2 protein-coding genes and 1 pseudogene are annotated in these 2,246 nt (G+C 69.0%); all 3 read left to right on the forward strand.

Going from position 1 to position 2,246, the window contains the following annotated elements:
* A pseudogene (locus I5M_RS34435) lies at positions 1 to 195 on the forward strand (hypothetical protein); the annotation flags it as partial.
* A complete protein-coding gene (locus I5M_RS29845) occupies positions 147 to 941 on the forward strand; it encodes an MFS transporter (protein WP_376738681.1) in 795 nt (264 codons plus the stop codon). The pseudogene I5M_RS34435 and the gene I5M_RS29845, both read left to right, overlap by 49 nt.
* Positions 942 to 1,011: 70 nt before the next feature.
* Positions 1,012 to 2,142, forward strand: a complete 1,131-nt coding sequence (locus tag I5M_RS15480) for a RuBisCO large subunit C-terminal-like domain-containing protein (RefSeq protein ID WP_022722226.1) — start codon at positions 1,012 to 1,014, stop codon at positions 2,140 to 2,142.
* Positions 2,143 to 2,246: the final 104 nt, after the last annotated feature.

Genomic DNA, 2,246 nt, shown 5'->3' on the forward strand with positions numbered 1-2,246 from the left:
GCGATCTGGCTTACGGCCGGCACCTACGGTGGCTGGCTGACGGTGCCGCAGATCTTCATCGCCATGCTGGTGCTCGGCACCGCCAGTGCTTTCGAAAAGTCCGGCCAGCGCGGCGTTGCTGCCGGCCCGTCGTGCCCGAGGGCACGGTGCAGCGTGCGACGGCGACGTCGAGCGGCGTCGCCCAGCTGGCGATGATCGGCGGTCCTGCCGCCGGCGGTTTCGCCTATGCGGTCGCGCCTGGCCTACCGTATCTGATCATGACGGTGTTCTGGCTGGCGGGCGCCGTGATGGTGCCGCTGGTCCGCGCCGCCCGACCGGTGCGGGATGCTTCTGCGGATGCAGGCGACCTCTACGCAGGGCTGCGCTTCGTTCGCAACAGCCAGCCGATCCTCGGCACGATCTCGCTCGATCTCGTCGCCGTACTGCTCGGCGGCGCCACCGCGCTGCTGCCGATCTATGCGCGCGACATCCTGCACACCGGGCCGTGGGGGCTCGGCGTTTTGCGCGCCGCGCCCGCTGTCGGCGCGCTGGCGATGACCATCGTCCTGGCGCGGCATTCGTTCGAGCGCCGCGTCGGGATGCGGATGTTTCAGGCGGTGATCGTGTTCGGCCTCGCCACCGTGGTGTTCGCGCTGTCGTGGTGGATCTGGCTGTCGCTGATCGCGCTGGTGATCATGGGGGCGGCCGACACGGTCAGCGTGGTGATCCGTACCTCGCTGGTGCAACTCGCGACGCCGGACGCGATGCGCGGCCGGGTCGGCGCGGTGAACTTCCTGTTCATCAACGCCTCCAACCAGATCGGCCAGTTCGAAAGCGGCGTTACCGCCGCCTTGCTCGGCGCCATGCCGGCGGCGGCGCTGGGCGGCATCGGCACCGTGCTGGTGGCGCTGCTGTGGATGAAGCTGTTTCCGTCGCTGCGTGATATGGAGCGGCTGGAATAGCGTCGCGGTTCTGACATCTGGCGTATGCTACACAGCCGGGTTCGGCGCACGGCGCGCCTGAATGGATAGCATGGCCGAGCAACGCATCATCGCGACCTATCACCTGTCGAGCGACGCCTCGCGGATCGAGGACCGCGCGCTCAGGCTTGCGATCGAGCAGAGCGTCGAATGTCCGCTCGATGCGGTGCCGGAGCAACGCATCCTCGATGACATCGTCGGCCGCGTCGATGAGATTTCCGAGATCGCATCTGGTTACTACAAGGTCCGAATCGCGCTGGCGGCGGCGACCGCGCCGCCGGAGGCGGGACAATTGCTCAACATGTTGTTCGGCAATTGCTCGATCCAGAGCGACGTCGAACTGATCGACGTCGAACTTCCGGCGGACTATCTCACCGCGTTCGGTGGACCGCGCATCGGGCTTGCCGGAATTCGCGAACGCACCGGCGCAGAGGGGCGGGCGCTGACGGCGTCGGCGCTGAAGCCGCAAGGGCTGTCGCCGGACGCGCTGGCGGCGATCGCGCAGCGGCTGGCCCTCGGCGGCGTCGATCTGATCAAGGACGATCACGGCATCGCCGATCAGGCCTACAGCCCCTTCGCCGAGCGCGCTGCAGCGGTGGGCCGTGCCGTGCGTGCGGCCGGTGAGCAGCGCGGCAGGCCCGTGCTGTATGCTCCGCACGTCTCCGGGTCGCTGGACGACATGCGGCGGCAGCTCGACATCGTTCGCCGCGAGCGCATCGGCGGCGTGATGCTGATCCCGATGATCGTCGGACTATCGAACTTCCAGGCGCTGGTCCGCGAGGCCGACGGGCTGGTCGTGCTGGCGCATCCGGCGATGGCGGGCGCGGCGCGGATCGCGCCGCCGCTGCTGCTCGGCAAGCTGTTCCGGCTGCTCGGCGCCGACGCCACGGTGTTTCCGCATCACGGCGGCCGCTTCGCCTATACGCCGCAGACCTGCCGCGATCTCGCCGCCGCGGCGTGTGGCGCATGGGGCGGGCTGAAGCCGTGCCTGCCGGTGCCGGGCGGCGGCGTCACGATCGACCGCGTTGCCGAGCTGCTGCAATTCTATGGACGCGATGTCATGCTGCTGATCGGCGGCAGCCTGCTGGCGGCGCGCGACGAGCTCAGGGAACGGGCGGTGGAATTCACCGCGGAGGTCGCGGCGCATGTTGTTGCAGATGGCGGAGTCGGACATGACAGGTGAGCAGCCCAAGCCCGAGCAGCCCGGGGTCCGTGCGCAAACCACCGCCGGGCCGCTGGGATGGCGTCGAGCTGATGGCCTACAAGCAGGTCGAACGCCCCCCCGTT

This window comes from Rhodopseudomonas sp. B29 (genome assembly GCF_000333455.1).
Taxonomy (GTDB): domain Bacteria; phylum Pseudomonadota; class Alphaproteobacteria; order Rhizobiales; family Xanthobacteraceae; genus Rhodopseudomonas.